Genomic DNA, 25,602 nt, shown 5'->3' with positions numbered 1-25,602 from the left:
GAGCCCGATCGGTCAACGCAGCCAGCAACCTCGTCCTCACCCGCGGACCAGCCAAAACAAAACCCCCCACCACCCACACAACCCCACCCCCGCACCCGCCCCTACCCGGCCCACCAGAAGTACGATTCAGAGCAAAAGTCAGCTGGCGCAAGCGCCTCCCGGGGCCATTCATGATCTTCTGGTTCCTATTCATGGCATTTGGCACCTTTATGACGCTTATCGCCGCATGGCCGCTTGGCCTTCTCGTGGCCCTGCCGCTGCTGCTCGTCATGCGAGCCTCCGCGAGGAATGTTCGGGCAAAATATGCAAGCTTGTCGATCGATGGCACCGGCCTGTCTGTAGACAAGCCGGGATGGCCCCCGTTCCAAATCCCCTGGGAGCACGTCTCCCACCTCGGCGTTCTCCATGGATACGTCTTCAGCACAAAATACGACGGCGTCCTGAAAGCGGATAACGTTTTAATTGTCCGACTATCGCAGAGCAGCCCTCGTATCAAGGGAACATGGTTCGCTCCGAGAGACGGGAAAGATGTTCTCCACTCTCTCAGGAGAATCGGGTACGTCGGTTTCCCAATTCAGGACTTCAATGCGGACCCGACGCAACTCCGCCAGGCAGTCGAACGCCTCAGCGACCGGCCGTACCGATCCGACCTGGAACTCGGCGAGGTCGACCCGCGGCTCCGTTCCGTGGTGTCGGACACGTAGACACCCCACACATGCTCCGACCGGTGGTCGCGGTCCACAACATTGCAGGTTGCGGCTCCGTCATCGCTGCTTCTCCCTGTCCCGCAGTTCGCGGCGGAGGATCTTGCCGGAGACTGCGCGCGGTACGGCGTCGATGAACTCGACCTGCCTGATCTTCTTGTACGGGGCGACGCGCTCGGCGACGTACGCCATGACGTCGTCCGCCGTGAGGTCCGCGGGGGCGACGGACGGGTGGCGGACCAGGCAGGCCTTGGGGACCTCGTTGCCGTCCTCGTCGTACACGCCGATGACGGCGGCGTCGGCTATGGACGCGTGGCCGAGCAGCAGCGCTTCGAGTTCGGCGGGGGCGACCTGGTAGCCCTTGTACTTGATGAGTTCCTTGACCCGGTCGACGACGAACAGCCAGCCCTCGTCGTCCACCCGGCCGATGTCGCCGGTGTGCACCCAGCCGTCCGCGTCGATCATGGCGGCGGTGGCGTCGGGGCGGCCGAGGTAGCCCTTCATCACCTGGGGGCCGCGGATCAGGATCTCGCCGTCGGTGCCGGTTCCGGCGTCCTCACCGGGGGCGTCGAGCGAGACGATGCGCATCTCGGTGTTGGGCAGCAGGGTGCCCACGGCCCCGGGCGGCGGGTTCTCGGCGGCCAGCGGGACGACGTGGGTGCCGGGCGAGAGCTCCGTCATCCCGTACGCCTGGCGCACGGGCGGCAGTCCGAGCCGCCGGGAGCAGGCGGCGGCGAGTTCGGCGTCGAGCGGGGCGGCGGAGCTGACGATGTACTCCAGCGAGGACAGGTCGAACCGGTCGACGACCGGGTGCTTCGCGAGGGCCAGCACGATCGGCGGGGCCACGTACAGGCCGGTGATGCGGTGCGTCTCGATCGCGGTCAGGAACTGGGTGAGGTCGAAGCGCGGCAGCACGACGACGGTGGCGCCGGTCCGCAGCGGCGCGTTCATCAGGGCGGTCAGCCCGTAGATGTGGAAGAAGGGGAGCACGGCCAGGATGCGGGCGCCGGCGCCCATGGGGACGAAGGGGCGCAGCTGTTCCAGGTTGGTGGCCATGGAGCGGTGGGTGAGCATGACGCCCTTGGGGACGCCCGTGGTGCCGGAGGAGTACGGCAGCGCGGCGATGTCCTCGGCCGGGTCGATGGTGATCATCGGTTCGGGGGCGGTGGTGGTGAGCAGGTCGAGGATCGAGGTGTGCCCGTCGGCCTGGTCGCAGACGAAGATCTCCTCGATGCCGCCGGCGAGTTCGGCCGCGCGGCGGGCCGTGTCCAGGAGCGGGGAGACGGTGACGATCCAGCGCGCGGAGGAGTCGCGGAGCTGCTTGGCGAACTCCTCGGCCGTGGCGAGCGGGTGGGCGGTGGTGACGGTGGCCCCGGCCCGGGTGGCGCCGAAGAAGACGGCCGGGTAGGCGATGGTGTTCGGGCTGTGCAGGGCGAGTACGTCGCCCTTGACGAGACCGGCGGCGGCCAGCCCCGCGGCGATCTTCCGGTGGAAGGAGTCGAGCTGCCGGTAGGTGAGCCGGCTGCTGTCGTCCGTACCGTCGATCAGGGCGACCGTGTCGCCGTACTCCGCGGCGGCCTGGCCCAGCACCGCGTCGTGGATGGCTGTGTCGAGTGGCTGGACGTCGGGGTAGTCGCTCCGGAACACGTGCACCATGGCGGGGAGTCCCTTCGATGCGGATTGGCGGGGCGGCGGCGGGAACGGGCCGCTCCGTACGGCGCGTGGAGAGGTGGCGTGCGGCGCCGGGCCGGGACCCGCGACCCTGGGGGCGGGTCCCGTACGGCGTGGAGGGACAGAATGGCGGCTGTCAGTACGACTTGGGGAGACCCAGGGACTGATGGGATACGTAGTTCAGGATCATTTCCCGGCTGACCGGTGCGATCCGGGCGACCCGGGACGCGGTGATGAGGGAGCCGAGGCCGTACTCGCGGGTGAGGCCGTTGCCGCCGAGGGTGTGCACCGCCTGGTCGACGGCCTTCACGCACGCCTCCCCGGCCGCGTACTTCGCCATGTTCGCCGCCTCGCCCGCGCCGACGTCGTCCCCGTCGTCGTAGAGCCGGGCGGCCTTCTGCATCATCAGCCGGGCCAGTTCGAGTTCGATGTGCGCCTGGGCGAGGGGGTGCGCGATGGCCTGGTGGGCGCCGATGGGCTCCTTCCACACCTGGCGGGTCTTCGCGTACTCGACGGCGCGGCCCAGCGCGTAGCGGCCCATCCCGATGCCGAAGGCCGCGGTCATGATGCGTTCCGGGTTGAGCCCGGCGAAGAGCTGGAGGAGGCCCGCGTCCTCGTCGCCGACGAGCGCGTCGGCGGGCAGCCGTACGTCGTCGAGGACCAGCTCGAACTGCTTCTCCGGCGCCTGGAGTTCCATGTCGATGTGCGAGCGCTGGAAGCCGGGTGCGTCGCGCGGGATGATGAAGAGGCAGGGCTTCAGCTTGCCGGACCTGGCGTCCTCGGCGCGGCCGACGATGAGCGTGGCGTCGGCGATGTCGACGCCGGAGACGAAGACCTTGCGGCCGGTGAGCACCCACTCCTCGCCGTCGCGGCGGGCGGTGGTGGTGATCCGGTGCGAGTTGGAACCGGCGTCCGGCTCGGTGATCCCGAAGGCCATGGTGAGGCTGCCGTCCGCGAGGCCGGGCAGCCACTGCCGCTGTTGTTCGTCGGTGCCGAAGCGGGCTATGACGGTGCCGCAGATGGCGGGCGAGACAACCATCATGAGGAGCGGCGAGCCCGCCGCCCCCAACTCCTCCAGCACGATGGAGAGTTCCGCCATGCCGCAGCCTCCGCCGCCGTGCTCCTCGGGGAGATTCACGCCGAGATAGCCCAGCTTGGCGGCCTCCGCCCACAGCTCGTGGGGGTGGGCGCCGTCGCGGACGACGGCGGCCATGTAGTCGCGTCCGTACCGCTTGCCGAGGGCGGCGACGGCGGCGCGCAGGGCCTGGTGCTCTTCGGTTTCGAGGACGGTGCTCATGCGGTCTCCTCAACAGGTGCGGATGCGTCGTCCGTGACGACGGCGAGCAGTGCGCCGACCTCCACCTGGAGGCCGGGTGCGGCGTGGAGCGCGGTGAGGGTGCCCGTGGCGGGGGCGAGGACGCGGTGCTCCATCTTCATCGCCTCCAGCCAGATCAGCGGCTGCCCGGCCGCGACGGCGGACCCGGCCGCCAGCCCCTCGGCCAGGCGGACCACCGTGCCGGGCATCGGGGCGAGCAGGGAGCCGGGCTCGGTCCGTACGGCGGGGTCGGTGAAGCGGGGCAGGGCGGTGAAGGCGTACGAGCCGGTGGCCGTGTCCACGTACCGCCGGTCGCCGTGGCCGTGGACGTCGAAGTGCCGGGTGACGCCCCCCGTTTCGAGGGTGACGCGGCCGGGGCTCGCGGAGACGACGCGGACGCCCTCCGTGGGGACGGCGAACCCGTCACGGGTGGTGCGGTAGGTGATCTCGTGCTCGCTGCCGTCCGGTTCGCTGCGGTAGCGCCTGCGGCGGGGCTGCGAGGGGAGGTTGCGCCAGGCGCCGAAGCGGGTGACGCCTGCGGTGGCGGTGGTGTTGCGGGCCGCCTCCGCGAGGGCGGCGGCGGTGGCGGCCAGCCGGACGGCCGCCTCTTCGGGTGCGGGGGTCAGCGCCTTCAGGTGGCGTTCGTAGAAGCCGGTGTCCAGGCGGGCCGCCGTGAAGTCCGGGTGGCGCAGGGAGCGGACGAGCAGGTCACGGTTGGTGACCGGGCCGTGGACGCGGGCGCGTTCCAGGGTGCGGGCGAGGAGGCGTACGGCCTCGGTGCGGGTGGGGGCGTGGGCGATGACCTTGGCGATCATCGGGTCGTAGTGCACGCCGATGGTGTCGCCGCCGGTGTATCCGGTGTCCAGGCGCACGCCGGGCTCCTCCGGTACGTCGAGCGAGAGCAGTGCTCCGGTCTGTGGCTGCCAGTCGCGGGCCGGGTCCTCCGCGTAGAGCCGGGCCTCGACGGCGTGCCCGGCGGGGTGCGGGGGCGCGGCGGACGGCAGGGGTTCGCCCTCGGCGGTGCGCAGCTGGAGCGCGACGAGATCGAGGCCGAACACGGCCTCGGTGACGGGGTGTTCGACCTGGAGGCGGGTGTTCATCTCCAGGAAGTACGGCCGCCCGTCGTCGGTGACGAGGAATTCGACGGTGCCCGCGCCCCGGTAGCCGACGGCCCGTGCGGCGGCGACGGCGGCGGCGTGCAGCCGGTCGCGCAGCCCGTCGTCGAGACCGGGTGCGGGGGCCTCCTCGATGACCTTCTGGTGGCGGCGCTGGAGGGAGCAGTCGCGGGTGCCGAGCGCCCAGACGCCGTCGTGCCCGTCGGCCATGATCTGGACCTCGACGTGCCGGCCGCGCTCCACGTACGGCTCGGCGAAGACCTCCCCGTCCCCGAAGGCGGACCGCGCCTCGGCCGCCGCTGCCGTCAACTCGCTCTCCAGATCCACGAGTTCGCGGACGATCCGCATCCCCCGGCCGCCGCCGCCCGCAGCCGCCTTGAGGAGCAGCGGCAGGTCCTCGGCGCGGGCCTCGGCCGGGTCGACGGGGGCGAGGAGCGGGACGCCGGCGGCGGCCATCAGTTCCTTGGCGCGGGTCTTGGACGCCATCAGCTCGATGGCCCGGACCGGCGGCCCGACCCAGACCAGCCCCGCGTCCCGCACGGCGGCGGCGAACCCGGCGTTCTCGGAGAGGAAGCCGTACCCGGGGTGGACGGCGTCGGCGCCCGCCGCGAGGGCGGCGGCCACGACGAGATCGCCGCGCAGATACGTATCGGAGGGGGCGGACCCCGGCAACCGTACGGCGGTGTCGGCCTCCCGTACGTGGAGCGCGTCGGCGTCCGCGTCGGAGTACACGGCGACGGTGGCGATACCGAGCGCGCGGCAGGTGCGGAAGATCCGGCAGGCGATCTCGCCCCGGTTGGCGACGATGAGTGAGTGAATAGTGGCTGTCAAGGACAGAACCCTTTCCGCTAGAAGACCGCAACCATCAATTGAGGAACCCCGACGGCGAGCAACCACCTCCGCGAGAGCGGCGGCGGTTCAGCCGCAAAAGGGGGTCCTCACATCCGGAAGACGCCGAAGCCGCCGCGGGCGCCCTCGACCGGTGCGGTGTGGATGGCGGACAGGCACATCCCGAGGACGGTCCTGGTGTCGCGCGGGTCGATGACCCCGTCGTCGTACAGCCGGCCGGACAGGAACATCGGCAGGGACTCGGACTCGATCTGCTGCTCGACCATGGCCCGCAGCCCGGCGTCGGCCTCGTCGTCGTACGGGCGTCCCTTCGCGGCGGCGGAGGCGCGGGCGACGATGGAGAGCACCCCGGCCAGTTGCTGCGGGCCCATGACGGCGGACTTGCTGCTGGGCCAGGCGAACAGGAAGCGCGGGTCGTACGCCCGGCCGCACATGCCGTAGTGCCCGGCGCCGTAGGAGGCGCCCATCAGCACGGACAGGTGCGGGACCTTCGAGTTCGACACGGCGTTGATCATCATGGCGCCGTGCTTGATGATGCCGCCCTGCTCGTACTCCTTGCCGACCATGTAGCCGGTGGTGTTGTGCAGGAAGAGCAGCGGGATGTCGCGCTGGTTGGCGAGCTGGATGAACTGGGCGGCCTTCTGCGACTCCTCGCTGAACAGCACGCCCTGCGCGTTGGCGAGGATCCCGACCGGGTAGCCGTGCAGTCGTGCCCAGCCGGTGACCAGGCTGGTCCCGTAGAGCGGTTTGAACGCGTCGAAGTCCGAGCCGTCGACCAGCCGGGCGATGACCTCGCGCGGGTCGAAGGGCACCTTCAGGTCGCCGGGCACGATGCCGATCAGCTCGTCCTCGTCGTACTTCGGCGGCTCGGCGGGGCCCGGATCGCCGTGCGCCTTGCGCCAGTTGAGGCGGGCGACGATGCGGCGGGCCTGCCGCAGGGCGTCCTGCTCGTCGACGGCGAAGTGGTCGGCGAGGCCCGAAGTGCGGGCGTGCATCTCGGCGCCGCCGAGTGATTCGTCGTCGCTCTCCTCGCCGGTGGCCATCTTCACCAGCGGCGGACCGCCGAGGAACACCTTGGACCGTTCCTTGATCATGACGGTGTGGTCGGACATTCCGGGGACGTACGCCCCGCCGGCCGTGGAGTTCCCGAAGACGACGGCCACGGTCGGGATACCGGCGGCCGAAAGGCGCGTGATGTCGCGGAAGAGCGCCCCGCCGGGGATGAAGATCTCCTTCTGCGAGGGGAGGTCGGCGCCGCCCGACTCGACGAGGCTGATGCAAGGCAGCCGGTTGGCGAAGGCGATCTCGTTGGCGCGCAGGGCCTTCTTCAGCGTCCAGGGGTTGGAGGCGCCGCCGCGTACGGTCGGGTCGTTGGCGGTGATCAGGCACTCCACGCCCTCGACCACCCCGATCCCGGTGACGAGCGAGGCCCCCACCGTGTAGTCGCTGCCCCAGGCGGCGAGCGGCGACAGCTCCAGGAACGGGCTGTCCTCGTCGATCAGGAGCTCGATGCGCTCGCGGGCCAGCAGCTTGCCGCGTGCGCGGTGCCGCTCGACGTACTTCTCGCCGCCGCCCTCCAGCGCCTTGGCGTGCGCGGCGTCCAGTTCGGCGAGCTTGTCGAGCATGGCCGTGCGGTTCGCGCTGTATTCGGGGCTCGCGGTGTCGAGCCCGGTGGGCAGGACGGTCATGCGTGCACCTCCGGTGCGTCGGCGCTGCCCAGAAGGGCCACGGGTATCTCCAGGTGGCGCGAGCGCAGCCACTCCCCCACCGCCTTGGCCTGCGGGTCGAAACGGTGCTGGGCGGCGACGCCCTCGCCGAGCAGCCCGTGGACGGTGAAGTTCAGGGCGCGCAGGTGGGGCAGGACATGGCGTACGACGGTGAGCGCGGCGGTCTCCGGGAGCAGCTCGCGAAACCGCCCGACGGTCAGCTCGTGGGCCAGCCACCGCCACGCCTCGTCGCTCCGCACCCACACCCCGACGTTCGCGTCCCCGCCCTTGTCGCCACTGCGGGCGCCCGCGAGACGCCCGAGCGGTGCGCTGCGCGTGGGCAGACCGGCGGCCAACGGCTCGGGCAGTGCGGGCTGTTCGACGTCCGCGAGGGCCTGCGTCCGTGCGGGCGGTCCCTGCGCCTCGCGCCGCCCGTCCGGGAGCACGGCCACCTGCGTCACCTCTCCCGCCGGTACGTAGCGGGCCTCGAACACCCCGTAGGGCGCGCCCTTTCCGGGCGGGGCGGTGACGTGGAAGCCCGGGTAGCTGCCGAGGGCCAGCTCGATCGCGGCGCCGGACAGGGCCCGCCCGACGGCGTCCGGGTCCTGGTCGCGGACGACGAGCCGGAGCAGGGCGCTCGCGGTCTCCTCGGTCGCGGCGTCAGCCCGGTCGGTACGGGCGAGCTCCCACCGCACCGCGTCGGGCCGGCGCCCGGCGCGGTCGAAGGCGTCCGCGAACTGGCCCCGGACGAGCTGCGCCTTGGCCTCGACGTCGAGCCCGGTGAGCACGAAGACGACCTCGTTCCGCCAGCCGCCGAGCCGGGTGAGTCCGGCCTTGAGGGTGGGCGGCGGGGCCTCACCGCGCACCCCGGAGATCCTGACCCGGTCCGGGGCCTCCTGCGCCAGTCGTACGGTGTCGAGGCGGGCGGTGACGTCGGGTCCGGCGTACCGGGCGCCGGCGGTCTCGTACAGAAGTTGGGCGGTGATCGTACCGACGTCGACGACGCCGCCCGTGCCGTCGTGCTTGGTGATGACGGACGTGCCGTCGGCGTGGATCTCGGCGACGGGGAAGCCGGGCCGCCGCAGGTCGTGGCCGCGGAAGAAGGAGTAGTTCCCGCCGGTGGCCTGGGTGCCGCACTCCAGGACGTGCCCGGCGACGACGGCGCCGGCGAGCGCGTCGTGGTCCTCGGGTCCCCAGCCGAAGTGGGCGGCGGCGGGCCCGGTGACGAGCGCGGCGTCGGTGACCCGGCCGGTGACGACGACGTCGGCGCCGGCCCGCAGGCAGGCGGCGATGCCGTCGCCGCCGAGATAGGCGTTGGCCGTGAGGTAGCCGTCGGGTACGGGGAGGCTGTCGCCCTCGACATGCGCGACACGCACCGGCACGCCGACCCTGTCGGCCAACTCCCGTACGGCGTCCGCGAGTCCGGCCGGGTTGAGCCCGCCGGCGTTGGTGACGATCCGCACCCCGCGCTCCCTGGCGAGCCCGAGGCCCTCCTCCAGCTGGCGCAGGAAGGTGGTGGCGTAGCCGCGCGAGGGGTCCTTGAGCCGGCCGCGGCCGAGGATGAGCATGGTCAGCTCGGCGAGGTAGTCGCCGGTGAGGACGTCGAGGGGGCCGCCGGTGAGCATCTCGCGCACGGCGTCGAAGCGGTCGCCGTAGAACCCGGAGGCGTTGCCGATCCGCAGCGGCGCGGGCACGTCCGTCACGTGCGGCGCGGGCGCGGGCGCGTCCGTCACTTCCCGGTCCCCCGCCGCGGGGCGCGTCCGGGTCCGGCGGGCCCGGCGAAGGCCTGCGCGATGCCCAGCCACACCTCGGCGTCGGCCCCCTCGGCCCGGACGGCGAGGTCGTCGCGGTGGGCGCGCTGGGTGACGAGCAGGCAGAAGTCGTGCAGCGGCCCGGTGACCCGCTGGGCGGCGCCCTCGGGCCCGTAGGCGATCAACTCTCCGTCAGGGCCCTCCAGTTCCACCCGGAACTCCTCTCCGGGCGCCTCGATCCCCCGGACGAGGAAGGCGTAGTCCCGGGCCTTTACCCCGATCCGCGCGACGTGCCGCAGCCGGGCGGTGGGGGTACGGGTGACACCGAGCGCGTCGGCCACGTCCTGGCCGTGCGCCCAGGTCTCCATGAGCCGCCCGGTCGCCATGGAGGCGACGCTCATCGGCGGCCCGTACCAGGGGAACCGGGTCCCGGCCGGGGCCGCCCGCAGGGCCTCCTGGAGGCGCTCGCGCCCGGTGCGCCAGTGGGTGAGCAGGGCGCCGGGGGTGTACGCCGCCACGACGGCGGCGGCGGCCTCGTCGACGAAGCCCTCGGGGTCCCGCAGCGCCTGCGCGACCTCGTCCCCGAACCGCCCGGGGTCGGTCACGGAGAGCAGCGCCACCTCGTCGGTCCAGCTCAGATGGGCCACCTGATGGGCGACGGTCCACCCCGCGGCCGGTGTCGCCCCGGCCCACTGCGGGGCGCTCAACCCCGCTACCAGCAGGTCGAGTTCCTCGCTCTCGCTGCGCAGATCGTCGAGCACGGCTGAGGCATCGGACACGGTGCGCTCCCCTCGGGGCGTGGCGGTGTGCCCCGGAGCCTGCCAGCGGGACAGAAAACAATCAAGCATGCTTGCATTATTTTTGCCGCGCGGTGCCTCCCGGGCTCCTGCCCCGGAGGTACCCGGCACCGGGGGTCTGCCTCCACTGCCACCGGGGGCCTGAGGCAGTCACGTAGCGGGCGGGCAGCCCCATCGACCGGGAATGCGATGCCGAGAAGTATTGGTGATGTCCGAAGGGGCGCCCCACCGGACCCGCCGGACACAGCCAAGACTTTCCGTCCCCAGCCGTTCACGTGAATCCTAAGGGCTGTCCCGCAATTGCTGGTGGAACAGCGCGCGGCGTCAGATGCGGTGCATCGCAAGGCGGAGGGACGCCCGAATACTGGATGTATTCGGGCGTTCCGACAACGAATTCCAGGAGCCCGGCCGCCGCGAAGCCGTCGACGCCCGCCGCAGCGGCGTCCCTCCGCATGGTCGAGAACGGTGACCACAGCCTGGCCTTCCACGTCACACCCGGCCGCCTGCCGGCCCTGGTCCTGGACGCGGGTGGCGGCGAGGACTCGTCGTACTGGAAGAAGATGGCGCCCGAACTGGCGAAGAGGACCGGTTCCATGGTCGTCACGTACGACCGGGCCGGAATGGGAAAGAGCGACGAGGTTCCCGGGGCGTGGAAAGTCGAGAACGCGGTATCCGATCTGAAGGCCGGACTGACGGAGCTGGGAATCACCCATGACGTGATCCTGGTTTCGCATTCCCAGGCGGGCGAGGTCGCCACGTATTTCGCCAACGAGAACCCGAATTGGCTCACGGGCGCCGTCCTTGTCGACGGAAGTCTGCCCCAGTTCTACACGGACGAGGAAACGGCGAAGACCGAAGCCGCGAACAAGGCCCAGGTGGAGGCCCTCAAGGACCAGCCCTCGACGCAGCAGATCCGCCAGTTGCTCGCCACCGCTGACGGCTACGGCCCCATGCACCGCGCGTACCACAAGGTCTCCTGGCCCCAGAGCGTCCCGGCGACGGCCATCGCCTCGGAGAAGACCCCCTTCGAGACCCCCGACGACGCCCAGCTCTGGCGCGACGCCCAGCAGAAGTTCGTGGAGGAGGCCCCGAACCGCGACCTCGTGACCGCCGCGAAGAGCTCGCACGACATCGCCAACGACCGCCCGGATGTCATTGTCACGGCGGTCACGAAGATGCTGAAGACCGCGAGCTGACCGTGGGCGGACGAGGAACGGCACCGCCCCGCACGGTCGGCGAGAGCGTGGGGGCGGTGGCGGAGGCCCGGACCGCAATCGGACTGGCCCGAGCCTCCCGGTCATGGGGCAGGGTCAGGCGGACTGGGCCACTCTGCCGGCGCCCGCCTTCGCCGGTGCGATGCCGAAGATGTCCACCGCGTGGTAGTACGTCCAGGCCGTGGCGTTGCACGAGGTCAGCTTCGCGCCGGAGTAGGCGGCGCAGACGCGCTTGAGGTCCGCGTAGAGGGCGGAGTCCAGGCGGGCCTTGTTGGCGGAGAACGTGCCGGCGGCCTTGTAGTTGCGGTACCCGAAGTCGTGGCGGGCGCAGGCCGTTTGGAAGGGGAAGCCGAACGGGTTGTCGGGCGAGCTGCTGCAGTAGTCCGTCGACCAGTCGAAGCCGTACGCGCCCCAGGCGCCCTGGTTGTTGCGGGCGGCGTTCCAGGCGTTGTAACTGGAGGCGCTCGTCTGGGTCCAGGAGCTGAGGACCTGGGGCTTGTCCGCTGGGGCGGCGGAAGCGGATACGGCGGGCAGCAGGGCGAGCGGGAGCGACAGGGCGGCCGTGGCGAGCAAGGTGGCGAAGCGGCGACGCATGTACAACCTCCGGTAGGTGTGGGGGGAGTTGCTGTAGCTGTGCGCCTCGTGGGTCCCACGAGGCAGCACCAGGATGCCGTCATGTACATGGCGAGTGCGGCACTTTCGTCAATTAGCCCCGCCGTTTCGGTCGAGATGAGGCCGGAAGCGGGGGAGGAAATACGAAAAATGCCTTCTGAGCTGGGACGATGAGTTGTGAGCGCGGAGCACGGCCGAGCCCGGAACGGCCTCTCCAGGAGGAGAGCCGCCCCGGGCGCGAGGGGGGACAGGCACCAGCGGTCAGAGAGCCGCCACGTGGTAGGGCGACACGTTCATCCATCCGTTGGCCGCCGCGCCGTTGCGCGTGCCCTTGGTGGCCTTGGCCAGGGTGTACCAGGAGTCGACGTAGTCGGGGTCGTCGGTCCACCAGGACGTGGGGATGGCGTCCAGGAGCGCGTCGGCCAGGGGTATGTACACCCCCTGGTCGGTGATGGTCAGCAGGGCCGTGACGATGGCCTTGGCGAGCGCCTGGTAGTTGGTGTCGCCGTCGTCCTCCATCATGACCGCGTCGGCCATCTCGTACTTGTAGTTCGACCAGTTCACGAGGACCTGGTTCGGGTAGTACGTGGTGGCGTCCTTGTTCAGGTACGGCATCTCGACGGTGTCGACGCGCGGCTTGCCGTCCTTGCCGAAGCCGGTCACCAGGGTGAAGATCTCGGCGTCACCCTTGATCCACGGCTCCTTGTCGTCGGAGAGCCGAACCGAGTTGATCAGCGTGGTGTCGATCCCCTCGCCGACCGCCGGAGCGGCGACGTTCAGCCGGGCGGCCGGGACCGGCACGTCGAGGCCGTTCGCCTCCAGCGCCTCGTTGACGACCTTCAGGCCCTCGGTGATGGCCTTGGCGCCGTCGACGTCGACGAGGTAGACGGGCCGGTCCGGGGCGGCGGCGAGGGACAGCTCGTGGGCGGCGCCCTCACTGTCGTACGCGGTGAACGTCGACGCGTCGTCGTCGGACGGCGCGGCGGCCACCAAGGGGGCCACCCCGCCCTTGAGCGAGGCCTTCATCGACGCGTCCGCCAGGCCGACCCGCAGCAGCGAACCGGCCCGTCCGCCCAGCCCCTTCGCAGCGCGGACGCCCCGGTCGGCCGCCGCTACCCGCGGCGCGAGGCGTGTACCGGCGACGGTGGTTGACGCGCGGGTCAGCGCCCGCAGGTCCACCGAGTCGGCGGCCAGCGCCGCGTCCCGGACCTGTCTCCCCCAGGCCGGATCGGTGAGGGCCACTGCGAGCGAACGCGCGGTCGCGTCCTCGATACCGGCGACCGACGACACCGGCGTGGCGGCGGAATCGTCCCGGTCGTACTGTCCGGCGAACGCGGTGCCCTGGAGGGGTAACAGGACGGTTGCGGCCAGCGCGATCCCGATCAGGGTGGTGCGCAGGGGTGTTGATGTGGTCAAGGCGGTCTCCTGCTGAATGAGTCGTGGCAATTCAGGGGGTGACAGCGGGTCCGTCCATGCGAGTAGATCTGGAGGTCTACTCGCATAGACCCGCAGGAAAAAGATGTACCGCACATGACATATCCAAACTCCTGAGCGCCAAGATCTTCAGGTTCGGCTACTGGCCACTGTCCCCCGTGCGAGCTACCCGCAGGTGCGCTCCGCAGGGTGATGATTCGAGGCCGCCGTCTCCGTAGCGTCAGGGCCGACGACGCATCACAGCCACCGATGCGGACACCCCCCCTACCCCTTTTCCTGTTCGGAGGACGAAATGGCGCGCATCATCAGGAAGACCGCCCTGGCCGCACTGTGCATCACCGCGGCCTGTGCGGGACTCGTGGCGTGCGACGACGATGACGAGGGCTTCCTGGAGGGACTGGACGACAACCCTTCGCTGTCGAAGCCCGCCCTGGACGGGCTCTCCGGAACGAAGAAGATCAGCATCCGGGGCAGCTCGGTGAACGTCGCCTGCTCGGGCAGCCGGACGGACGGCAAGCCGGTCGTCGTCGTGCTGGCCGGGCTGGACGACGACCTGACCAAGACGGCCGCCTTCCGCAAGACCCTCGGCACGGAGCACCGGGTCTGTTCCTACGACCGGCTCGGCCAGGGCGGGAGCGACAAGCCGTCCGGGGTCCAGTCCCTCGCTGCCGGCGGGAAGATCCTCACCGGCGTGCTCGACCAGGTCGCCGGTGACACTCCGGTCGTCCTGGTGGGACACTCGCTGGGCGGGCTCGTCGCCGCCCGGTACGCCCCCGACCACCAGGACAGGGTCAAGGGTCTGGTTCTGCTGGACGCCACCTCACCGACGACGAGCGGCGACATCCAGAAAGTGATCCCCGCGTCGGCCACCGGCCCGAGCGCCCAGCTGCGGGAGCAGGCCGTCGCGGTCGCCCGGGGCCAGAACTCGGAGAAGCTCGCCTTCCCCGACGCAGCGGTGCGCCCGGCCGGGGACATCCCGGTGGAGGTCGTCCAGCACGGCACCAAGTACCTCGGCGCGTTCCCCGTGTACGGGGCCGGCCTGGAGCGGGTGTGGACCGAGGGGCAGCACAAGTGGGCCGGGATCTCCGGCAACAGCAAGCTCAGCACCGCCGCCGACAGCGCCCACCACATCTACGTGGACCGCGCCGACCTCGCCGTCAAGGCGGTCCGGCGTGTCACCGCGCAGGTGACCCGGTAGCCTTCCGAGCCCTCCGGCCCCGGCCGCCGCTACCGCTGCCGATCTGACCGCGTACCGCCCCCATGCTCGCGCCGATGACGAGCGCGATGGCCAGGGCGTCCGTGGTGGAGAGCGCCTGGTCGAGGATGAGGAAGCCGGCCGTGGCCGCGATGGCGGGTTCCAGGCTCATGAGGATCGCGAAGGTGGCCGCGGGCAGCCGGCGCAGCGCCATCAGTTCGAGGGTGTACGGGAGGACCGAGCTCAGCACCGCGACGGCCGCGCCCAGTCCGAGCGTGCTGGGCACCAGGAGCTTCGAGCCCGCCTCCATGATGCCGAGCGGCAGCGAGAGCAGGGCCGCCACCACCATCGCCATGGCCAGTCCGTCGGCCTGCGGGAAACGGCGGCCGGTGCGGGCGCTGAAGATGATGTACGCCGCCCACATGGCCCCCGCGCCGAGGGCGTACGCGGCGCCCACCGGATCGAGCCGGTCGAAGCCGCCGCCGCTCAGCAGCAGGACCCCGCCCAGCGCGAGGGCCGCCCAGACCAGGTTGACCAGGCGGCGCGAGGCGAAGACCGAGAGGGCGAGCGGGCCCAGCACCTCCAGGGTGACGGCCGCGCCGAGCGGGATGCGGTCGGCGGCCTGGTAGAAGAGCGTGTTCATGCCGCCCATCGCGACGCCGAACGCGAGCACCGTGCCCCAGTCGGCGCGCGAGTGCCCGCGCAGCCTGGGGCGGCACACCACGAGCAGCACCAGCGCGGCGGGGACCAGCCGCAGCGTGACGACACCGAGGGCGCCCGCCTTCGGCATCAGCAGGACCGCGACCGCCGCGCCGAACTGAACGGAGAGGCCGCCCGCCACCACCAGCGCGATCGGGGCGAGCGCGGCTCTGCGCCCTCCGGCACGGCCCGGCTCGCCGGGTCCGGCCGGCTCGCCCGGTCCGCCGAGCGCGGTGGCCGCTTCCGGGGTGGCGAATGCCGCGGCCGTTTCTGCGGCGGTGCCCTGGTCGTTCACCTGTGGCCTGACTTCCTGAGTTCACGAATTACGTCACATGCGATGCAAATGCGGCACAGTGCAACACACTGCACCATCCAATTGAAGATACTGCACTCATCCCGTGCAGCCCATCCCCTTACCGTAGGCACCTCCGCGCGGCGCGTGAAATGCCGACTGGGCTCCCGTTATGCTTCCCGCGCATGAGTACAGGACAGGGCACGGACCGGGGCACGGGGACAGGCCGGGGCACGGGGACAGGCCGGAGCACGAGGACAGGCCGGGGCTCCGGCGCGAGCGCCGGGCGTGGGGTCGAGATCCGGCATCTGCGGGCGTTCCTCGCCGTGGCCGACGAGTCCAGCGTCACCCGGGCCGCCTCCCGGCTCCGGCTCACCCAGCCCGCCGTCTCGCGGACCCTGGCCGCCCTGGAGCGGCACCTCGGCATCCGGCTCGTCGACCGCTCCACCCACCACCTGGTCCTCACCCCCGAGGGCGTCGCCTTCCGCGACAAGGCCGCCGCCGCGGTGGCCGCGTTCGACGAGGCGCTCGACCCCGGCGGGCTGCGGCGGCGGCCGCTGCGGCTCGGGCACGCCTGGTCCGCGTTCGGCCGCTACACCACACCGCTGCTCCGCAGCTGGCAGGAGCGGTATCCGCAGACCCCGCTCGAACTCCTGCGGATCGACGACCGCACGGCCGGGCTGACCCGTGGCGAGGTCGATGCCGCACTGCTGCGCGGGCCGGTCGAGGCGCCCGGCCTCCTCACCGAGGTGCTGTTCGACGAGAAGCGGGTCGCGGCCGTGGCGGCGGACGGCCCGCTGGCCGCCCGCACCGCGCTCCGGCTCGCCGATCTGGCGAGCGGCACCGTCGTCCTGAACACCGTCTCCGGCACCACCACCCCCGACCTGTGGCCGCCGTCCGCGCGGCCCGCCGCCACCCTCACCGTCGCCAACACCGACGACTGGCTGACCGCCATCGCGGCGGGCCGCGGCGCCGGGGTCTCCACCGCCTCGACCGCTGCCATGCACCCGCACGCCGGTGTCGTCTACCGGCCGCTCACCGACGCCCCCACCGTGCCGGTACTGCTCGCCCGCCGCGACGCCCCCGGCCACCCGGCGCTCGCCGATCTCGCGGCGCTGGCCCGCGAGATCGTGGGGCGAGACGTCACGGAGTGAGGCAATTTCCGGGCCGGGCCGCGCAGTTGGGGTGCTCTGAACGAGGAACGCACAGAGGAACGCACACGCAACGCAGCAACCGGGGGCACCTTGTCGGACACCATCAACGTGCACGGAATCGTGGCCGCCGCCTACCAGGCGCGCAGGCTCGGCGCCCTGGACTCGATCCATCTCGCCACCGCCGAACCGTTCCGGGTAGGCCTCACCGCCTTCGTCACGTACGACGGCGAACTGGCCCGAGCCGCCACGGACTTCGGACTGCCGGTTCACGCGCCGGCTTAACGACCTGGTGCGCGATGGGGAGCGGGTCAGCGAGCGGCGTCATGCGGCTTCGAATCCAAGGCGGAGGAGGGAATCGACGCGGAGCGTCGTTGACCGACGACAACGCCGGAGGCGGAGTCGCAGGGCGTCGGGAGCCCGCTCACTATCGTGCACCAGGTCGTTAAGAGTTCCCTGACTCCAGAGCCTCCGCCAGAACCTCCGCGAGGTGCCGCGCCCGCACTCCGCCCAGCTGGTCCAGCTGGGTGCGGCAGGAGAACCCGTCCGCCAGGATCTCCGTACCGGGCGCCGCCCCCCGTACCGCCGGCAGCAGCGCGTCCTCGGCGCAGGCCGCGGAGACCTCCCAGTGGCCGCGTTCGAAGCCGAAGTTGCCGGCCAGCCCGCAGCAGCCGCCGGTCAGTTCGCCGGTCAGGCCCGCCCGTTCGCGCAGCCGGCGGTCCGGCCCGTCGCCCAGGACCGCGTGCTGGTGGCAGTGCGTCTGGCCGGTGACCGGGCGGTCCAGGCGCGGGGGCCGCCAGTCGGGGGCGTACTTCTCCAGGTACTCGGCCAGGGTGTGGACCGAGGCGGCCAGTCCGGCGGCGCGGGGGTCGTCGGGGAGGAGTTCCGGGAGGTCGCCGCGGAGGGTGGCCGCGCAGCTCGGTTCGAGGACGATCACGGGTGAGCCGTGCGTGCCGGCCAGCCGGTCCAGGGTGCGGCGCATCACCTTGCGGGCCCGGTCCAGCTGCCCCGTCGAGACGTACGTGAGGCCGCAGCACAGTCCGCGGCCGGCCGGGACCACCCGGCGGCCCGTCGCCGCCTCCACGACCCGCACCGCCGCCCGGCCCACCTCGGGCGAGAGGTGTTCGGTGAAGGTGTCGGGCCAGACGGTGGCCACCTCGTCGCCGGAGAGGAGAGACGTCCCCTTGCCCCGGCGCCTGCCCAGCCACCGGGTGAACGTCTCGCGCGCCAGGACCGGGATGCCACGCTCCGGTGCGATCCCGGCCGGCCGCTTGACCAGGGCCGCCAGCGGCCGCACCCGGGCCAGCGCGTTCAGCGCGCCCGCGAAGGGCGACGCCAGGCGCAGCCACACCGGGAGCCGTCCCATCGTGTAGTGGGCGGCGGGGCGCAGCCGGTGCCGGTAGTGGTGGTGCAGGAACTCCGCCTTGTACGTGGCCATGTCGACGCCCACCGGGCAGTCGCTGCGGCAGCCCTTGCAGGACAGGCACAGGTCGAGCGCGTCCCGTACCTCCGTCGAGCGCCAGCCGTCCGTGATCACCCCGCCCGCGGGGCCGGCCAGCATCTCGTGCAGCAGCCGGGCCCGGCCTCGGGTCGAGTGGGCCTCCTCGCCGGTCGCGCGGAAGGACGGGCACATCACGGCCGGGCCCGAGGCCTCCCGCGTACGGCACTTGGCGACGCCGACGCATCTGCGCACCGCTGCCGAGAAGTCGCCGCCGTCGTGCGGGTAGCCGAACGCCACGTCGACCGGCTTTCGGGGCAGCACGTCGAAGCGCAGGTTCTCGTCCAGCCGGGCGGGGCGGGCGAGGATGCCGGGGTTCATGCCGCCGTCCGGGTCCCAGAGGTCCTTGAACCGGGTGAAGAGGGAGACCAGTTCGCTCCCGTACATCCTCGGCAGGAGTTCGGCGCGGGCCTGGCCGTCGCCGTGTTCGCCGGAGAGCGATCCGCCGTGTGCGACGACGAGCGAGGCGAGTTCCTCCGAGAAGCGGCGGAAGCGGGCCACGCCGTCGCCGCTCAGCAGGTCGAAGTCGATCCGGACGTGGATGCAGCCGTCGCCGAAGTGCCCGTACGGGGTGCCGCGCAGCCCGTGCTCGGTGAGCAGGGCGCGGAAGTCGCGGAGGTAGGGGCCGAGCCGGGCGGGCGGCACGGCGCAGTCCTCCCAGCCGGGCCAGGCCTCACCGCCCCCGGGCGTCCGGGTGGCGGTGCCGGCGGCGTCCTCCCTGATGCGCCACAGCGCCCGCTGCCCGGCCGGGTCGGTGACGACGGCGGTGTCCACCGCGTCGGCGGACGCGGTCCCGGCGATCCGTTCGGCGTGCGCCCGTGCCTCGGCCGGGGTGGCGCCGCCCGTCTCGACGAAGAGCCAGGCAGCCCCGCGCGGCAGCCCGGCCGGTTCGCGTACGAGGTCGGCGGCCATGCCCTCGACGGTCAGCGGGTGGTGCGGGAGGAGGCCGGGGGCGGCCTCGGCGGCGGCGGCCTCGTCGGCGTAGCCGAGCACGGCGAGCGCGCGGGCGGCGGGCGCCTCGACGAGCCGCAGCGTCGCCTCCGTCACCACGCCGAGGGTGCCCTCGCTGCCGCAGAACGCGCGGGCGGGGTCGGGGCCGCGCTCGGGCAGCAGCGCGTCCAGGGCGTACCCGGAGATGCGGCGCGGGAGTTCGGGGAATCCGGTGCGCAGGAGGGCGAGGTGGGCGGCGACCAGCTCCGGGAGCCCGGGGGGCCCGGCCGCGCCCCGTTCCAGGCGCAGGGTGTCGCCGCCGTAGCGGGCGACGGTCAGGGCGTGGACGTTGTCGGCGGTGGTGCCCCAGGCGACCGAGTGCGAGCCGCAGGAGTTGTTGCCGATCATGCCGCCGATCGTGCAGCGGCTGTGCGTGGAGGGGTCCGGGCCGAAGGTGAGCCCGTGCGGTGCGGCGGCGGCCCGCAGGTCGTCCAGGACGACGCCCGGCTGGACCACCGCCGTACGGGCGCCGGCGTCCAGCTCGACGACCGACCGCAAGTGGCGGGTGAGGTCGAGGACGACGCCGGTACCGGTGGCCTGCCCGGCGATGGACGTACCGCCGCCGCGCGGCACGACGGGCACCCCGTGCGCGCGGCAGACGGCGAGCGCGGCGGCGATGTCGTCGGCGTCGCGCGGGGCGACGACGCCGAGCGGCACCCGGCGGTAGTTGGACGCGTCCATCGTCGTCAGGGCCCGCGCGGTGGCGTCGAACGCGACGTCGCCGCGTACGGCGGAGCGCAGTTCGGCGGCGAGCGCGGTGCGGTCGGGACCGGCTCCGGGGTCTGCGTCGCGACCGGCTTCGGGGCGTGCTTCGGGGCCTGTTGTTGACTCGCGAGGTGCCATCCGGACAGGATGCCGCCGGTCGGGGCAGGTGGTCTTCCGGGCCTGCGCGTTTCTGTCGAATACGTCAATACGCCTGAATCCGACGAGCGCCCGAACATATACGCAACAGAGAGCACCACAAGTTCTTCCCAAACAGATCGTCAATTCTCATATAGTGACTCAGACTTGTCTGGGAATCATCTGTTCCAGTTGTGGCATTTGATCCCCGCCGTAGCGATTTGCCCGAACCACCCCGTCCGTCACCGTCCGCGTCCCAAGGACTCCGCTTGCGCCCCTCAACCAGGCCGACCGCACTGGCACTGCTGGTCACGGTGGTCATCACCGGATCCCTGTGCCTCTGGGCAGCCGTCGCCGCCCCCGAATCGGCCAGGACCACAGTGGCGTGGGGAGCGGGTTCCGCCGCCGTGCTGCTGTCCGCCGCCGTCGCCGCCTCCGTCCACGCCCGCGCCACGGTGCGCCGACTGCGCGAGATGCACGCGGCCGAGAGCAGCCGGTTCACCGCCGAGACCTCCCGGATGGTCTCCGCCTCCGCCTACGACGCCCAGCGCTTCACCGCCGAGACGGCGAGGATGAAATCGGCCGCCGCCGCCGAGAGGGACCGGCTCATCGCACAGGCCGCGGCCGCCGCCGAACGCCTCAGCGCCGAGAACGCCAAGCTCAAGGCCCGCGTCTCGCGCAGCGAGACCGAGCGCTCCGCCGCCGTCGCCGCGTGCGCCAACGCCGCGGGACGGATGCAGGCCCTCGCCACGAGCATGCTCGCCGACCTGCGCGACATGGAGAACCGGCACGCCTCCGAAGAAGTCCTGGGCGATCTGCTGCACCTGGACCACCGCACCGCCCAGGCGGGCCGACTGGCCGACTCCATCGCCGTGCTGACCGGCGCGCGCTCCGGACGGCGCTGGGCGAAGCCCATCGTCATGGAGTCCATCCTGCGCGGCGCGATGGGCCGGATCAGCGGGTACCAGCGGATACGCCTCCACTCCACCAGCGATGTCGCCGTCGCCGGGCACGCCGCCGAGGGCGTCATGCACGCGCTGGCCGAACTCCTCGACAACGCCGCGAACTTCTCGCCGCCCACCGCCGAGGTCCACGTGTACGTGGAGGAGGTGCCGGCCGGCATCGTGCTGACCGTCGAGGACAGCGGCCTGGTCATGAGCGATGTGCAGCTGCGCCGCGCCGAACGCGCCGTCTCCGCGGCCAACCAGGACCTGACCGGTCTCTCCGGCACCCGGCTCGGCCTCGCCGTCGTCGGCCGGCTGGCCCGCAAGCACGGGCTGACGGTCTCCTTCCGGCCGTCGGCGCGCGGTGGCACGGGCGCGCTGATGATGCTCCCGCAGGAGGTCATCACCAGAACCCCGACGCCGGCACCGGCCTCGACGCCGGAACCCGCCCCGGAACCCGCAGCCCGTCCGGCGGCCGCTCCCCCGCGTGAACCCGAGCCGGTCCACGCCTCCGGAGCCGACGGAACCGACAGGACCGACAGGACCGACGGGCCCGACAGGACCGGGGCAGCGGACCGGACCGACGGCACCGGTCCGGCCGACGGCACCCGGGACAGCTCCCGCACCCAGGAGATCCCGCGCTCCGACTCCGGCACCACCTCGGACACCACCGGCAGTCTCCCCCGGTTCGGCGAGAGCGGCCTTCCCAAGCGCTCCCGCGGCCGCACCCTGGCCGCCGCCGAGTCCCGCGCCAGGGCCTCGGCCGACGCCGACGCCGACGCAACGAACCCCCGGACCCGTACGTCCGATCCCAAGGCCCAGGCAGCCCGCTTCAGCAGCTTCCGCCAGGCCGTACGGCCCACCTCCCCGCACCCGGAAGGCAACACCCGATGACCGCGACCACGGACGAGAAGCTCAACTGGCTGCTGGAGGGGCTCCTTGAGCGCACCCCCGGCGCCCGCCACGCCCTCGTGCTGTCCAGGGACGGCCTCAAGCTGTGCCGTACCCCCGAGCTCTCCGTCGACCAGGCTGACCAGCTGGCCGCGATCTCGGCCGGCATCCAGAGCCTGTCGCACGGCGCGTCCGTCGAGTTCGGCGACGGCACCGGCGGCGTACGGTCCGCGATGGCCGAGTTCTACGGCGGCGTGCTGTTCATCGTGGAGGCGGGCGCCGGCGCCCACCTCGCCGTCGTCGCCTCCGAGGACGCCGACGTCGGCCTCGTCGGGCACAACATGAGCGAGCTCGTCGAACAGCTCGGCGAACACCTCGTCGCCCCGCCGCGCGAGCCCGCCGAGGCTCCCGGGGCCTCCGAGAACGCGGCCGTATGACGCCGCGCCCCCGTCCCGGCCGGGACGACGACCCGGACCGGCTCTACACCCTCACCGGTGGCCGCAGCCGCTCCGACTCGGCCGCCTTCGACCTGGTGACACTCGTCGTCTCGGAATGCGAACCGGCCCCCGGTATGCAGTCGGAGCACGTCGCGATCCTGCGAATGTGCGAACGGCCCACCGCGGTCGTCGAGATCGCCGCGAGCCTGAACCTGCCCGTCAGCATCGTGCGCATCCTGCTGTGCGACCTGCTCGACACCAGCCGGATCAGCGCCCGCCACCCTCGTACCGCACGCGTCGCGGACCGGCTCCCCGACCCCGACATCCTGGAACAGGTGCTCGTTGGACTCCGCAACCTCTGACCGTGCCGCCCTGCAGGCCACGGCCGACAACGGACTGAAGATAGTCGTCGTCGGTGGCTTCGGGGTCGGCAAGACCACCATGGTCCGATCCGTGAGCGAGATCCGTCCGCTCAACACGGAGGAGACGATGACCCGCGCGGGTGAGGCGGTCGACCACCTCGACGGCGTGCACTCCAAGACGTCCACCACCGTCGCCTTCGACTTCGGCCGGATCACCCTCGACGAACGCTCGGTGCTGTACCTGTTCGGCGCGCCCGGCCAGGAGCGCTTCTGGTTCCTGTGGGACCGGCTGTTCTCCGGCACGCTCGGTGCCGTCGTGCTCGTCGACACCCGGCGCCTCGCCGACTCCTGGTACGCCATCGACCGGCTGGAGCACCACGGCACTCCGTTCATCGTGGCGTGCAACGACTTCGGCGGCAGCTTCCACACCGAGCAGCAGATCCGGGAGGCGCTCGACCTCTCCGAGGACGTACCGCTCGTGGAGTGCGACGCCCGGGACCGGTCCTCCAGCAAGTACGTACTGATCACGCTGGTGGAGCACCTGTACGCCCTCTCCAGGGGCACGGCCAGCTCCTCCGCCGCCACCCCTCCGGAGACCACGCCGGAGAAGACCCCGGAGCACACCACGTGACCCAGCCCACCGAACCGCCCCCGGGCTGCCCGGCGCACGGCCGCGCACCACTGTCCGGGCCACGGTTCCAGACCGAACCCACCCAGCTGTACCGGGAGATGCGCCGGGACCACGGCTCCGTGGCACCCGTCGTCCTGGACGGCGACATCCCGGCCTGGCTGGTGCTCGGCTACCGCGAACTGCACCAGCTCACCAGCGACCCGGTGCTGTTCAGCCGCGACTCCGACCTGTGGAGCCAGTGGGAGCACATCCCCGACGACTGGCCGCTGCTGCCGATGATCGGCCGCAAGCAGCCGTCGATCCTCTACACGGTCGGCCCCCGGCACGTCGAGCGCGCCCGGATGATCAGCGACGCCCTGGAGGCGGTCGACCCCTTCTCGCTGAAGCGGTACGCGGAGGAGTTCGCCGACGAGCTGATCGACCGGTTCTGCTCCAAGGGCGGGACCGACATCATCGCCGAGTACGCGATGCTGCTCCCCGCCCGCGTCCTGGCCCGCATCTACGGCTTCAGCGACGAGGTCGGCGACGCGCTCGTCGGCTCGATCAACGACATGATCGACGGCCGGGAGCGCGCGCTCGCCGGGCAGACGCACCTCGCCACCTCGATGTTCCAGCTGCTGGCCGACAAGCACACCGAGCCCGGCGACGACGTCGCCACCCGGATGCTGGCCGACCCCGGCGGCTTCACGGACGAGGAGATCGCCCAGGACCTGATGGTCATGATGGCCGCCGGCCACCAGCCGACCGCGGACTGGATGGGCAACTCGCTGCGGCTGATGCTCACCGACGACCGGTTCGCCGCCTCGCTCTCGGGCGGCCGGCACAGCGTCGCCGAGGCCATGAACGAAGTCCTCTGGGAGGACACCCCGACCCAGAACGTCGCGGGCCGCTGGGCCTCGCGCGACACCCATCTCGGGGGCCGTCACATCCAGGCGGGCGACCTGCTGCTCCTGGGCATCGCCGCGGCCAACGCCGACCCGCAGATCCGCACCGACGGCTCCGCGCTGACCGGCGGCAACAACGCGTTCCTCTCCTTCGGCCACGGCGAGCACCGCTGCCCCTTCCCGGCCCAGGAGACCGCCGAGGTCATCGCCCGTACCGGCATCGAGGTACTCCTCGACCGCCTCCCGGACATCGATCTCGCCGTCCCCGCCGGACAGCTCACCCGGCGCCCGTCCCCCTGGCTGCGGGGGCTGACAGACCTCCCCGTCGCCTTCACGCCCACCCCCGCCGCAGGACCCGCCATCGGAGGCCAGCAATGACCCGGATCGTCCTCGACCCCTTCGTCGCCGACCTCGACGGCGAGAGCACCGCGCTGCGTGCCGCGGGGCCACTCGCCGAGGTGGAGCTGCCCGGCGGGGTGCACTGCTACGCGGTGACGCACCACGCCGAGGCGCGGCAACTGCTGACCGACGCCCGGATCGTGAAGGACATCAACGTCTGGGGCGCCTGGCAGCGCGGCGAGATACCCCTGGACTGGCCGCTGATCGGCCTCGCCAACCCGGGCCGCTCCATGCTGACCGTCGACGGCGCCGACCACCGCCGGCTGCGCACCCTGGTGGCGCAGGCCCTGACGGTGAAGCGGGTGGAGCGGCTGCGCGCGGGCATCGAGGCGCTCACGACCGCGAGCCTGGACCGCCTCGCGGCGCTGCCCAAGGGCGAGAAGGTCGACCTGAAGGCGGAGTTCGCGTACCCGCTGCCGATGAACGTCATCAGCGAACTGATGGGCGTGGACGGGGCCGACCACCCCCGCCTCAAGGAACTGTTCGAGAAGTTCTTCTCGACGCAGACGCCGCCGGAGGAGGTCCCGCAGATGATGGCGGACCTCGGCGCGCTCTTCACGAAGATCGTCGCCGGCAAGCGGGCCGAGCCGGGCGACGACCTGACCAGCGCCCTGATCGCGGCCTCCGAGGACGGCGACCGCCTCAGCAACGAGGAGATCGTCAACACCCTCCAGCTGATCATCGCGGCCGGCCACGAGACGACGATCAGCCTGATCGTGAACGCCGTCGTCGCCCTCCAGACCCACCCCGAGCAGCGCAAGCGGGTACTCGGCGGCGAGGTGCCGTGGGAGAACGTGATCGAGGAGACCCTGCGCTGGAACACCCCGACGTCGCACGTCCTGATCCGCTTCGCGACCGAGGACGTGGCGGTCGGTGACAAGGTCCTCCCCAAGGGCGAGGCGCTGATCGTCTCCTTCGGCGCACTGGGCCGGGACGAGCAGCAGTACGGGCCGACCGCAGGGGAGTTCGACGCGTCCCGCTCCCCCAACCGCCACATCGCCTTCGGCCACGGCCCGCACGTCTGCCCGGGTGCGGCGCTGTCCCGGCTGGAGGCGGAGGTCGCACTCCCCGCGCTCTACGAGCGCTTCCCGGAGCTCGACCTCGCGGTACCGGCCTCCGAGCTGCGCAACAAGCCGATCGTCACCCAGAACGACCTGTTCGACCTCCCGGTCGAACTGGGCTGAGCTGGCCCGTCCGGGACGCGCGATCCGGCATCCACGA

The 25,602-nt window shown here is 72.0% G+C and carries 21 protein-coding genes; 11 read left to right on the top strand and 10 right to left on the bottom strand.

The genetic code is table 11. From position 1 onward, the window contains the following. Positions 1–170: 170 nt before the first annotated feature. Entirely contained in the window at positions 171–704 is a 534-nt protein-coding gene (locus tag AB0I52_RS21305) for a hypothetical protein (protein WP_363074783.1), read from the top strand. A gap of 60 nt (positions 705–764) precedes the next feature. Here the strand turns inward: AB0I52_RS21305 and AB0I52_RS21300 are convergent, their stop codons facing one another. The 6 genes from AB0I52_RS21300 to AB0I52_RS21275 form a co-directional block, all read right to left on the bottom strand. Beyond that, positions 765–2,360: a 4-coumarate--CoA ligase family protein gene (locus AB0I52_RS21300; RefSeq protein WP_363074781.1), complete on the bottom strand. Its 1,596-nt coding sequence runs from the start codon at positions 2,358–2,360 to the stop codon at positions 765–767. Between the two features lie 151 nt (positions 2,361–2,511). Next, a complete protein-coding gene (locus AB0I52_RS21295; protein ID WP_363074779.1) occupies positions 2,512–3,672 on the bottom strand; it encodes an acyl-CoA dehydrogenase family protein in 1,161 nt (386 codons plus the stop codon). Then, entirely contained in the window at positions 3,669–5,636 is a 1,968-nt protein-coding gene (locus tag AB0I52_RS21290) for a biotin carboxylase N-terminal domain-containing protein (RefSeq protein ID WP_363074777.1), read from the bottom strand. The genes AB0I52_RS21295 and AB0I52_RS21290 overlap by 4 nt, the downstream gene beginning before the upstream one ends. Positions 5,637–5,743: 107 nt before the next feature. Further along, positions 5,744–7,342 (bottom strand): carboxyl transferase domain-containing protein, encoded by a 1,599-nt coding sequence (locus AB0I52_RS21285; protein ID WP_363074775.1) that lies wholly within the window; start codon positions 7,340–7,342, stop codon positions 5,744–5,746. Beyond that, positions 7,339–9,054 (bottom strand): acyclic terpene utilization AtuA family protein, encoded by a 1,716-nt coding sequence (locus tag AB0I52_RS21280; RefSeq protein ID WP_363074804.1) that lies wholly within the window; start codon positions 9,052–9,054, stop codon positions 7,339–7,341. Before AB0I52_RS21280 ends, AB0I52_RS21285 begins: the two co-directional genes overlap by 4 nt. A 35-nt stretch (positions 9,055–9,089) precedes the next feature. Continuing rightward, the gene (locus tag AB0I52_RS21275; protein ID WP_363074773.1) at positions 9,090–9,890 is read right to left on the bottom strand and encodes a TIGR03084 family metal-binding protein; all 801 of its coding nucleotides are present in this window, start codon (positions 9,888–9,890) and stop codon (positions 9,090–9,092) included. Between the two features lie 470 nt (positions 9,891–10,360). On the opposite strand from AB0I52_RS21275, the gene AB0I52_RS21270 reads away from it, so the two are divergent. After that, the gene (locus AB0I52_RS21270; RefSeq protein WP_363074771.1) at positions 10,361–11,104 is read left to right on the top strand and encodes an alpha/beta hydrolase; all 744 of its coding nucleotides are present in this window, start codon (positions 10,361–10,363) and stop codon (positions 11,102–11,104) included. A gap of 114 nt (positions 11,105–11,218) precedes the next feature. Here AB0I52_RS21270 and AB0I52_RS21265 read toward each other — a convergent pair whose 3' ends face one another. Together AB0I52_RS21265 and AB0I52_RS21260 are read right to left on the bottom strand one after the other, a co-directional pair. Beyond that, complete coding sequence (locus AB0I52_RS21265) at positions 11,219–11,716, bottom strand: phospholipase (RefSeq protein ID WP_363074770.1); 498 nt, start codon at positions 11,714–11,716, stop codon at positions 11,219–11,221. Positions 11,717–11,995: 279 nt separating this feature from the next. Beyond that, positions 11,996–13,150 (bottom strand): DUF3103 family protein, encoded by a 1,155-nt coding sequence (locus AB0I52_RS21260; RefSeq protein WP_363074768.1) that lies wholly within the window; start codon positions 13,148–13,150, stop codon positions 11,996–11,998. Between the two features lie 310 nt (positions 13,151–13,460). Here AB0I52_RS21260 and AB0I52_RS21255 point away from each other — a divergent pair, with 310 nt between their 5' ends. Continuing rightward, the gene (locus AB0I52_RS21255; RefSeq protein WP_363074766.1) at positions 13,461–14,366 is read left to right on the top strand and encodes an alpha/beta fold hydrolase; all 906 of its coding nucleotides are present in this window, start codon (positions 13,461–13,463) and stop codon (positions 14,364–14,366) included. Here AB0I52_RS21255 and AB0I52_RS21250 read toward each other — a convergent pair. Then, the gene (locus AB0I52_RS21250) at positions 14,344–15,357 is read right to left on the bottom strand and encodes an EamA family transporter (protein ID WP_363074764.1); all 1,014 of its coding nucleotides are present in this window, start codon (positions 15,355–15,357) and stop codon (positions 14,344–14,346) included. The genes AB0I52_RS21255 and AB0I52_RS21250 overlap by 23 nt on opposite strands. 182 nt (positions 15,358–15,539) lie before the next feature. Here AB0I52_RS21250 and AB0I52_RS21245 point away from each other — a divergent pair, with 182 nt between their 5' ends. Next, a complete protein-coding gene (locus AB0I52_RS21245) occupies positions 15,540–16,508 on the top strand; it encodes a LysR family transcriptional regulator (protein ID WP_363074762.1) in 969 nt (322 codons plus the stop codon). Positions 16,509–16,598: 90 nt separating this feature from the next. Next, positions 16,599–16,790 (top strand): hypothetical protein, encoded by a 192-nt coding sequence (locus AB0I52_RS21240; protein WP_363074760.1) that lies wholly within the window; start codon positions 16,599–16,601, stop codon positions 16,788–16,790. Positions 16,791–16,950: 160 nt separating this feature from the next. On the opposite strand, the gene AB0I52_RS21235 is transcribed toward AB0I52_RS21240, so the two are convergent. Further along, complete coding sequence (locus AB0I52_RS21235) at positions 16,951–19,674, bottom strand: FAD-binding and (Fe-S)-binding domain-containing protein (RefSeq protein WP_363074803.1); 2,724 nt, start codon at positions 19,672–19,674, stop codon at positions 16,951–16,953. A 428-nt stretch (positions 19,675–20,102) separates the two neighbouring features. On the opposite strand from AB0I52_RS21235, the gene AB0I52_RS21230 reads away from it, so the two are divergent. The 6 genes from AB0I52_RS21230 to AB0I52_RS21205 are packed head-to-tail and all read left to right on the top strand — an operon-like array spanning position 20,103 to position 25,565. Continuing rightward, a complete protein-coding gene (locus AB0I52_RS21230) occupies positions 20,103–21,671 on the top strand; it encodes an ATP-binding protein (RefSeq protein ID WP_363074758.1) in 1,569 nt (522 codons plus the stop codon). After that, positions 21,668–22,105, top strand: a complete 438-nt coding sequence (locus AB0I52_RS21225) for a roadblock/LC7 domain-containing protein (protein ID WP_363074756.1) — start codon at positions 21,668–21,670, stop codon at positions 22,103–22,105. Before AB0I52_RS21230 ends, AB0I52_RS21225 begins: the two co-directional genes overlap by 4 nt. Further along, positions 22,102–22,467: a DUF742 domain-containing protein gene (locus AB0I52_RS21220; protein WP_362955944.1), complete on the top strand. Its 366-nt coding sequence runs from the start codon at positions 22,102–22,104 to the stop codon at positions 22,465–22,467. Before AB0I52_RS21225 ends, AB0I52_RS21220 begins: the two co-directional genes overlap by 4 nt. Further along, positions 22,448–23,098, top strand: coding sequence for an ATP/GTP-binding protein (locus AB0I52_RS21215; RefSeq protein WP_363074754.1), 651 nt, complete (start codon positions 22,448–22,450; stop codon positions 23,096–23,098). The genes AB0I52_RS21220 and AB0I52_RS21215 overlap by 20 nt, the downstream gene beginning before the upstream one ends. After that, positions 23,095–24,360, top strand: coding sequence for a cytochrome P450 (locus AB0I52_RS21210; RefSeq protein ID WP_363074752.1), 1,266 nt, complete (start codon positions 23,095–23,097; stop codon positions 24,358–24,360). Before AB0I52_RS21215 ends, AB0I52_RS21210 begins: the two co-directional genes overlap by 4 nt. Continuing rightward, positions 24,357–25,565, top strand: coding sequence for a cytochrome P450 (locus tag AB0I52_RS21205; RefSeq protein ID WP_363074750.1), 1,209 nt, complete (start codon positions 24,357–24,359; stop codon positions 25,563–25,565). Before AB0I52_RS21210 ends, AB0I52_RS21205 begins: the two co-directional genes overlap by 4 nt. Positions 25,566–25,602 lie beyond the last annotated feature (37 nt).

It is taken from the genome of Streptomyces sp. NPDC050423 (genome assembly GCF_040655445.1).
Classification (GTDB): Bacteria; Actinomycetota; Actinomycetes; order Streptomycetales; family Streptomycetaceae; genus Streptomyces.
Note: the sequence above shows the minus strand (reverse complement) of the source record. Positions and strands in the feature narration are given on the sequence as shown.

Excerpts from the sequence above, each read along its gene's own strand:
- AB0I52_RS21305 (WP_363074783.1), top strand. The coding sequence starts at position 171 with ATGATCTTCTGGTTCCTATTCATGGCATTTGGCACCTTTATGACGCTT.
- AB0I52_RS21300 (WP_363074781.1), bottom strand. The coding sequence starts at position 2,360 with ATGGTGCACGTGTTCCGGAGCGACTACCCCGACGTCCAGCCACTCGAC.
- AB0I52_RS21295 (WP_363074779.1), bottom strand. The coding sequence starts at position 3,672 with ATGAGCACCGTCCTCGAAACCGAAGAGCACCAGGCCCTGCGCGCCGCC.
- AB0I52_RS21285 (WP_363074775.1), bottom strand. The coding sequence starts at position 7,342 with ATGACCGTCCTGCCCACCGGGCTCGACACCGCGAGCCCCGAATACAGC.
- AB0I52_RS21270 (WP_363074771.1), top strand. The coding sequence starts at position 10,361 with ATGGTCGAGAACGGTGACCACAGCCTGGCCTTCCACGTCACACCCGGC.
- AB0I52_RS21265 (WP_363074770.1), bottom strand. The coding sequence starts at position 11,716 with ATGCGTCGCCGCTTCGCCACCTTGCTCGCCACGGCCGCCCTGTCGCTC.
- AB0I52_RS21255 (WP_363074766.1), top strand. The coding sequence starts at position 13,461 with ATGGCGCGCATCATCAGGAAGACCGCCCTGGCCGCACTGTGCATCACC.
- AB0I52_RS21245 (WP_363074762.1), top strand. The coding sequence starts at position 15,540 with ATGAGTACAGGACAGGGCACGGACCGGGGCACGGGGACAGGCCGGGGC.
- AB0I52_RS21235 (WP_363074803.1), bottom strand. The coding sequence starts at position 19,674 with ATGGACGCGTCCAACTACCGCCGGGTGCCGCTCGGCGTCGTCGCCCCG.
- AB0I52_RS21225 (WP_363074756.1), top strand. The coding sequence starts at position 21,668 with ATGACCGCGACCACGGACGAGAAGCTCAACTGGCTGCTGGAGGGGCTC.
- AB0I52_RS21220 (WP_362955944.1), top strand. The coding sequence starts at position 22,102 with ATGACGCCGCGCCCCCGTCCCGGCCGGGACGACGACCCGGACCGGCTC.
- AB0I52_RS21205 (WP_363074750.1), top strand. The coding sequence starts at position 24,357 with ATGACCCGGATCGTCCTCGACCCCTTCGTCGCCGACCTCGACGGCGAG.